Origin of the sequence: Pseudoalteromonas sp. 31A1, from assembly GCF_011378815.1 — a bacterium.
GTDB classification, from domain to species: Bacteria; Pseudomonadota; Gammaproteobacteria; order Enterobacterales; family Alteromonadaceae; genus Pseudoalteromonas; species Pseudoalteromonas arctica.
The window spans coordinates 520,543-528,503 of record NZ_WTKY01000001.1 but is presented as its reverse complement, the minus strand read 5'-3'; the positions used below and the strand labels follow the sequence as shown (position 1 = coordinate 528,503).

General features: G+C 38.6%; 6 protein-coding genes and 1 pseudogene. 2 read left to right on the top strand and 5 right to left on the bottom strand.

The features are described 5' to 3' along the window. Positions 1 to 720: 720 nt before the first annotated feature. Positions 721 to 1,578, bottom strand: a complete 858-nt coding sequence (locus GQR52_RS02435) for a tetratricopeptide repeat protein (RefSeq protein WP_101162966.1) — start codon at positions 1,576 to 1,578, stop codon at positions 721 to 723. Between the two features lie 111 nt (positions 1,579 to 1,689). Between GQR52_RS02435 and GQR52_RS02430 the strand changes: the two are divergent. Continuing rightward, positions 1,690 to 2,980: pseudogene (locus tag GQR52_RS02430) on the top strand (amidohydrolase). Positions 2,981 to 3,056: 76 nt separating this feature from the next. Here GQR52_RS02430 and GQR52_RS02425 read toward each other — a convergent pair. The 4 genes from GQR52_RS02425 to pomA all read right to left on the bottom strand — a co-directional run bounded on the left by GQR52_RS02425 (position 3,057) and on the right by pomA (position 7,398). After that, positions 3,057 to 4,997 (bottom strand): DNA topoisomerase III, encoded by a 1,941-nt coding sequence (locus GQR52_RS02425; RefSeq protein ID WP_165727312.1) that lies wholly within the window; start codon positions 4,995 to 4,997, stop codon positions 3,057 to 3,059. 70 nt (positions 4,998 to 5,067) lie between these two features. Further along, positions 5,068 to 5,556, bottom strand: coding sequence for a hypothetical protein (locus tag GQR52_RS02420; RefSeq protein ID WP_024593682.1), 489 nt, complete (start codon positions 5,554 to 5,556; stop codon positions 5,068 to 5,070). A 151-nt stretch (positions 5,557 to 5,707) separates the two neighbouring features. Next, complete coding sequence (locus tag GQR52_RS02415; protein WP_007587113.1) at positions 5,708 to 6,628, bottom strand: flagellar motor protein MotB; 921 nt, start codon at positions 6,626 to 6,628, stop codon at positions 5,708 to 5,710. 2 nt (positions 6,629 to 6,630) lie between these two features. After that, a complete protein-coding gene (pomA, locus tag GQR52_RS02410) occupies positions 6,631 to 7,398 on the bottom strand; it encodes a flagellar motor protein PomA (RefSeq protein WP_007587114.1) in 768 nt (255 codons plus the stop codon). Positions 7,399 to 7,718: 320 nt separating this feature from the next. On the opposite strand from pomA, the gene GQR52_RS02405 reads away from it, so the two are divergent. After that, positions 7,719 to 7,961 (top strand): exodeoxyribonuclease VII small subunit, encoded by a 243-nt coding sequence (locus tag GQR52_RS02405; protein ID WP_165727311.1) that lies wholly within the window; start codon positions 7,719 to 7,721, stop codon positions 7,959 to 7,961.

Genomic DNA, 7,961 nt, shown 5'->3' with positions numbered 1-7,961 from the left:
ATTGTTAAAGAACGTTTTGAGTCGCTTTAGCGTCTCAAGGGATGCGAATAATACACCCTTTATTTTTCGAGTCAACACTTAGTTTTAAATTTTCTTTCGACAATTTAAAACCGAAGTTTTACTTAACTCTCTGAGTTGTTCCTGCCTCGCTATGCGTTGGCGTTTCCCGTCTCAGTGGGGTCGCATTATAGGGAGCGACGGATTTTACGCAAGCGTTATTTGCATAAAATAGTAATTAAAATTAAGCCCCAAGCAAGCACACATGATAAGCACAAGTTACCCACAAAAACCTGTTGATAACTCTTGTTTTTACATAGCTAAACCATTCTATAGCTTTTAATTAAAACCTTAAAAATGCAAAAAGCACCTTATTTAGGTGCTTCTCAAAAGTAATAGTTATTAGAATCTAGGGTCTGTTTATCTTTCAAGGTTAAATTTGCAGCAGCCTGTTTAGTATTCAGGCAAGGCAGAGCCTATGTAGTGTGGTTACTCCCCATAAATAAGCGATAACGTAGCATTAATGCCAAACAGGCGCTGCCCAAAGGGTTCTTCCTAGGGGCTATTTACTCTTTGTTACTCGGTTTTTACTTATTCTTACATGGATGTAAGCCAGTAGGGTAACGCAGGAGCAATTACCGAGCCCACTAGGTTACAAATCTCGCGCCGCGATTAAACACCCCCTAGTTTGAACAAATTTTAATCCGCAAAGAGCAACAGACCCTAGTATAAAATACTATATAACTTGCGACGATACTTTGCTGCGAGCGCATCACCATCGGGTAAAGAGGCAATAATGGCTAAAAAGCTTGGTTTCGCTTCATTGAAATTCAGATCTTTTTGCAGCACTGTAAATAGTATATCCAATGCTTCTTCTTTTCTGCCTGCTTCATTGAGTAAAATACTGAGCTCTTCTTTTAATTCTAGGTCATTTGGGTACTTTTCTACTTGTTGTTGCTTTTCTTTAATCTCTGGTGAGTCTTTTGCTTCAAGCGCAGCTTCGCATTTTGCTTTTATATTATTAAAGTAAGCATCTTGCTCTTGTACGTCTATTGTATTTATAAGCGCTTGGGCTTCATCTACCTTGTGAATTTGAATACATATGTCTGCAAGCACTAATTTGATGCGTGCATTACCGCTGTCTATTTCATAAGCTTGCTTTGCATAATTAAATGCAGCATTTAAATCTGACTTTAATAACGCTTGTTTTGCTTGCTCTAACAGTAAGTCTTGTTGCGCAGGTAAATGCTTTGCTAGGGCTTCGCGTATTTGTGCCTCACTTTGAACACCTGCAAGTAAATCTACTGGTGCAGAGTCTTTTAATAATACAAGCGTAGGCAGAGTTTGAAGACCAACTTGTTGCGCAAGTTGAGAAGCGAGTGCTTGCTCTGCATCGCAATCTAGGTTTGCTACTACTATATAGCTTGCATATTCAGCCGCTACTTTATCTAAAATTGCAGCCTGTCCGATGCAGTCAGGACTTTGAGGAGAGAAAAAGTTAAGCAACACCAATTTTTGCTGTGATGTTTCACCGAGTACTTGTTGAAGGTTTTGTGCATTAATACTAACTATGTTGCTCATTGAATTGATTGCCATATTCATCTATTTAGGTTTTTATATGGTGGTGAACATAATAATTACAAGTCATATACCTAAATCATCCGGTATACATATTCAACAATGAGGGAAAACATGAAATTAACTTATCTAAGTGCAATACTTTTATTAGCAAGCCCATTAGTACAAGCAAATGGACTCGATTTGAATTTAAGCAAAGCCATGCCAGCTATAGAAAAGTTTTACCTCGATTTACACCAATCGCCAGAGCTTTCTTATCACGAACAAGAAACGGGTAATAAAATAGCGGATAAATTAACTCAGCTGGGTTTTAAAGTAACAAGTAATGTAGGTGGCTTTGGTGTTGTCGGCATTTACAAAAACGGAAACGGTCCAACCGTGATGATCCGTACTGACACCGATGGCTTACCTATTATAGAGCAGACAGGAAAGTCCTATGCCTCAAAAGTTAAAGTAATTGACGAGCATGGTGCTAAAGTAGGTGTAATGCACGGTTGTGGCCACGATATTCACATGAGCTCTTTTATTGGTACTGCTGAGCAATTAATAGTACACAAAGATCAATGGAAAGGCACTTTGATGATGGTTGCACAGCCTGCCGAAGAAGTTGGTGGGGGTGCTAAAGCCATGTTAGGCGAAGGACTATTTAGTAAATATGAAAAACCTGATCATATAATTGCGTTACATGTAAGTGCTAGCGTCCCCGCTGGTAAGATATCAATGAAAAATGAATACACTATGGCAAGTGTAGATTCTGTCGATATTACAATAAAAGGTAAAGGTGGTCATGGTGCTTATCCGCATACAACTATAGACCCTGTGATTATAGCTGCACGCACACACAAGCCGAGAACTTTCACCGCTAGAGCCTTCGGTTATTACGGTTGGGTCTATTCATGGTGGCTCAAAACATAATGTGATTTCGGATGAAGTAAAACTACAACTCACTCTCAGAAGCTATAACCCAAATGTTAGAAGTGCTCAAATAGCAGCAATAAAACGAATCACGGCAGGTATTGCACAAAGTGCTGGCCTAAATGAATCAAACTACCCTGTAGTATATGTACATGAAGATGAATCTATTCCATCTACTTATAATAACCCTGCACAAACAGACATTGTTAGAAACTCTATTGCCAGCGCAATTGGTGATACTAATGTGCTTGAAACACAAGCTGTAATGGCGGGTGAAGACTTTGGCCTATACGGACGCACCGATGAAAATATCCCGATTACCTTATTTTGGCTAGGAGGTGTAAACCAAGCACAATATGCAGATTCGATAAAAACAGCTGAAGTACTCCCTTCCCTACACTCTAGTAAATTTGCACCAGATTATAAAGTTGCTATCCCTACCGGAATAAAAGCAATGAGTAACGCTGCTGTTGCTTTATTTAATAAGTAACCTGAATTCTGGATAATAAATCTATCTCAAGTAGAGTTCAGGTTAAGTAATATCGTTTAATAAAATGGCTCTGTAGCTAACTAGCAACAGAGCTTTTTTTATAACTCGACTTTTTAAAGGTCGCTTTTCCACCTCGTTTAGCAAAGCGTTTTTTAGGTGAGCTTTTTGGTAACCTTGCAAATGCATTGCTATCGCAGTTTGCTGCTAATTGTACAAACCCATTTAGCTCAGCAAGTAAAGACTGTAAAAATTGCTGATAACTCATTACTTGCTGCGCGATATCACCTAAGCTCGATTCCCACTTTGCGGTTAAATCAGGACTCGCTAAACCTTGTGGTAATACGCTAATAAGGGCAAGTCCCGTTTCGGTCGCTCTAATTGACTTACCTTCACGTTTTAAAAAGCGCCGCTTGAATAGCAACTCGATTATTCCCGCACGTGTTGCCTCAGTCCCTAAACCATCAGTGTCTTTTAATACTTTTTTAATTTGTGGATCTTTAACATAACGGCTAATGCCCGTCATCGCAGCCAATAATGTAGCGTCGGTAAAATAAGCAGGAGGTGATGTATGCTTTTCGACCACTTCGCCTTGCTCACAAAAAAGAGGCATACCTTTAGTTAAAGGAGGTAACGTAGCTTCATCTTTTAATTCAGACTTACCCATTAATACCTTAAAGCCCAGGCTTACATCTTGTTTTGCATTTGCTTTAAATAATCCGCCAGCGATTGTTATCTCTGCTTTAGTTTCGTTATATATATAGTCGGGATAAAACTGAATTAGGTAATGGCGGCTTATTAATTGATATACCTTCGCTTCGTCACCGTTCAAACTCGCTGACTTTAACTGCTTAGCCGTAGGCACAATGGCATGATGCGCAGCCACTTTTGAATCGTTAAAACATTTACTACGCTTTTTTACATCAGCCCCATTTACCAATTCTGTGCTTTGCCCACCATTAGCACTTATAGCTTTAAAAATAGCAGATGCATCTTGGTGGTGATCTTTGGGTAAATAGCGGTTATCCGAGCGTGGGTAGGTAATTAATTTATGTCGCTCGTAAAGTATTTGGCAAATATCCAACACTTTTTGAGCTGGCATACCAAAGGCTTTAGCGGCATCTATTTGCAGTGCAGATAGGTTATACGGTAACGGTGCACTTTGTTTTTTTTGTTTTTGCTCAAGCGCTGTAAGCTCAGCATTTTGTTTGCTAATACGCGAAGCAACATTTTCTGCGAGTGCTTTGTTAAGTATTCGGCCTTCTTCATCTTGATGTGGCTCACATGCTTTACTAGGAACCCACTTAGCTATGAATGGCTGGTTATCTGGAGTAAGTAAATGCGCCAGTACATCGTAAAAAGGCTTAGATACAAAGTTCGCTATTTCGTTATCTCTATTAACAACGAGGCCTAAAATAGGGGTTTGTACCCGCCCTACCGAAAGTACATTGCCGAATCCTGCTTTTTGCCCTGCTAATGTATATGCTCGCGTTAAATTCATACCAAATAGCCAATCAGCACGAGAACGTGCTAAAGCAGATACACTTAACGGAATAAAGTCTCGATTGGAGCGCATATTACCCAATGATTTTTTTACTGCTGACAAATTTAAATCACTAATGAGTAAACGTTGCGTACTCTGCTTTTTAGCCTGACTTATTTTAGCCTCTTCAATTACTTGATCAACTAGTAGCTGACCTTCACGGTCTGGATCGCCAGCGTGAATAAGTTGCGAGGCTTGTTTAATTAATTTTTTTAAAACAGTGAGCTGTTTGCGAGTTTTGGTTTTGGCTTTTAACTTCCACTGTTCAGGTATTATAGGTAAGTGTTCAAACTGCCACTTTTTAAAGCGCTCATCGTAATCATCGGGTTCTGCTTGTTCTAGCAAATGTCCAATACACCACGACACACAATCGCCATTAGCGACTTCTATATAACCATCATATTTTTTATGTGGTTTTGGTAACGCATCAGCAATAGCGCGTCCAAGTGAAGGTTTTTCTGCAATGTAGAGTTTCATAGCCTGCTCATCACTGTTTATATAAACAGTAGTCTAGCACAGCTATTTTAAAGGAGGGAACTTTTTGTAACTATTGGCTAGCTGGGCTTTTTTTGTCTTTTGTTAAAATATAAATAAGCGGAAGATAACAAACAACAACGGTGCCTATATTAATAAATGGCAATAAGGTTTTATAAATGTATGTACTATAAGAAAGATCCCATAAATGGCGGTCGACTAATCTAAATAGCTGTAAAATTGGTGCCATAATAACAACCAATTGACCTAATACGCATTGCCATAAATAAACCTTATCTTTTAAACCCAGATATGCGATGAGTGCCATCCAAGCAATATCATTAAAGGCCCAAACAAGGTATCGATAAACATAAATCCCATTATCAAACTCTTTCAAGTAAGGATGAATAATGGTTCCATATAAAAAAAAAGCGGCTGTAATTAAAGCGAAACGCAGAGCCAAATAATCTTTTCTAAAATAAAAGATGAAAATAGCAGGGCTTAAAATAAACACCCAACTAGTATCTAATATCAATATAGTCTTTAAAAACCATTCAGGCATTAGAGTTAATCAAGTTTTTTTTCATCATCGTCATTACCACCGCCATTTCCTGGCATATGACTAAACTTATCGACCTTTTTCATAAACTATTCCGTTACATTTGTTAAAGAAAGCATACTTTATGATAAATAAGTGTGTTTGCCAATAAAAGTTATCTTACATCTATAGGAGCTGACTCTTTTGCTTTACCTTGTAATATAGATATTTCTACTCGGCGATTCCTGCGGCGATCTTCATCGGTGTCATTCGGTACAAGTGGTCGTGTTTCAGCTCGACCAACCACCATCATTCGAGTTTTATCAAATCCTTGGACTTTTTGCAGTTCACTTGCAACGGCTACAGCACGCTTTGATGATAGGTCCCAATTATTAATATATAACTCATTCGATACCTGAAAATCATCTGTATGGCCAGATACTGTTATTTCACCGGGTACATCTTTTAACAGCACACCGATATCTTGAATTATAGGTTTAAACTTAGGTTGTAAAAATGCACTACCTGAAGGAAATGAACCATTCTCTCTAATGCGAATAATTATTTGCTGCCCTAAAGACTCAAGCTCAATTGCGCCATCGATTATTTGCTTTTCAAGCTGCTGCGCTATCTTTTTAACAAGCTCGTTAGTTTGCTCCTGATCGGCTGCTGAAGTTGCTTGCTCAGAAGATTCTTCTTGTGAGGTACTACGAGATTCGCCACCGCGTTTATCCCCGCGCTGTTCTTGCCTGCCGCCTGCTGAGCTTTCATCGCCAGCCTGAAACTCTAACATTTGTTGAGTCATTTCGACTGTTTGCTGCTGAATGGTTTCTATTGGGGTTGGCTCTGGTTTGCCTGGGGTAAACTCCATGGCAATAACAGAGGTCCCTTTAGGGATGTCTTTTACTTCAATTTTATTCTGCACACCAAAAGCAAACTTCATAGAGCCCGCAATTTGTTTAAACTTAAGTACATCCATTTCTGAAAACGCGAGCAAGAGTACAAAAAAGCACATTAACAGTGACATTAAATCGGCAAACGTTCCCATCCATGCAGGTAGACCTGGTGGTGGACATTTGCACTCTTGATCAGACATAGTTACTCCTCGGTATCTACTTTACGTTTAGATTCAGCTAAGTAATTTTTCAAAATACCTTCGATTACTTTTGGATTTTGACCATCTTGTATACCTAAAATAGCATCCAAAATTAAACGCTGATTCATCGCTTCCTCGTCTTTACGCAGTTCAAGTTTTACCTGAATAGGAATTGCCACAACATTGGCTAAAAACGCGCCATATAAAGTTGTTAATAGTGCTACTGCCATTGCCGGACCAATTGCCTTTGGGTCATCCATGTTAGACAACATTGCAACCAAACCAATTAGAGTACCAATCATGCCCATTGCAGGCCCTATATCAGCTAACGACTTAAATAAACCCGCGCCCAATTCATGGCGAGTCGTAGTTAGAGAAATATCTTTTTGAAGTGTAGCGCGAACTACATCTGCATCATGGCCATCAACGAGCATATCGACGCCTTTGCGCATAAAGGGGTTTGGAATTTCAGCTTCTTCGAGTGCTAAAAAACCGCCTTTACGAGCTGAATCCGCAAGTTCTACTGCTTTTTCGATAAGTATTTCTGGCGTTTCGATTTTAAACATAAACGCTTTGGCAACAACTTTACCTATCCCCAAAAATTGCGACATGGTGAAGTTTGATAAAACAATAAAGAGTGAACCACCAAATACAATAACCACAGACGGGGTATTGTAAAACATAGCCATTTCACCGCTACTACTCATAAACATAGACATGACAATTAAGCCAATTGCGCCTAGGATCCCAATTATGGTTGCTAAATCCACATTTCCTCCAGAAGTTTCATGCTTAATGGCCTTATCATAAATTTTTATTATTAACTGCTTATCGGCAACATATTGAATTGCTTAAGCCATTTTTATAAATAAACATAAAAAGCAGCCTTTAGCACTATCTTAGATCAAGTTATAAGGGCTACCTAACTATCAATTGATTTATTAAACCAACAGACGCTATTAAGGCTTTATTAATGCACTTGAAATATAATTTAACGTTATAAAGGTAAAAAACCAATATCATCCTTTGACCTAGTTTAGCATTCCCCCTAAAATTGACCCCTAAATTTATTATGTAAGCTGAAATAAAGATGGCGACTAAAAAACCTGAAAACTTAAGTTTCGAACAAGCACTAGAAGAATTATCTACAATCGTTAGTGACATGGAACAAGGTGACTTATCGCTTGAGCAATCGTTAAAGCAATTTGAGCGTGGAATTGCATTAGCAAGTGCTTCATCAGGGAAATTACAGCAAGCAGAACAAAAAGTATCAGTTTTGATGGGGAATGGCGAAAAGTCAGTACTTACAAATTTTGATAATGATATGGAATAA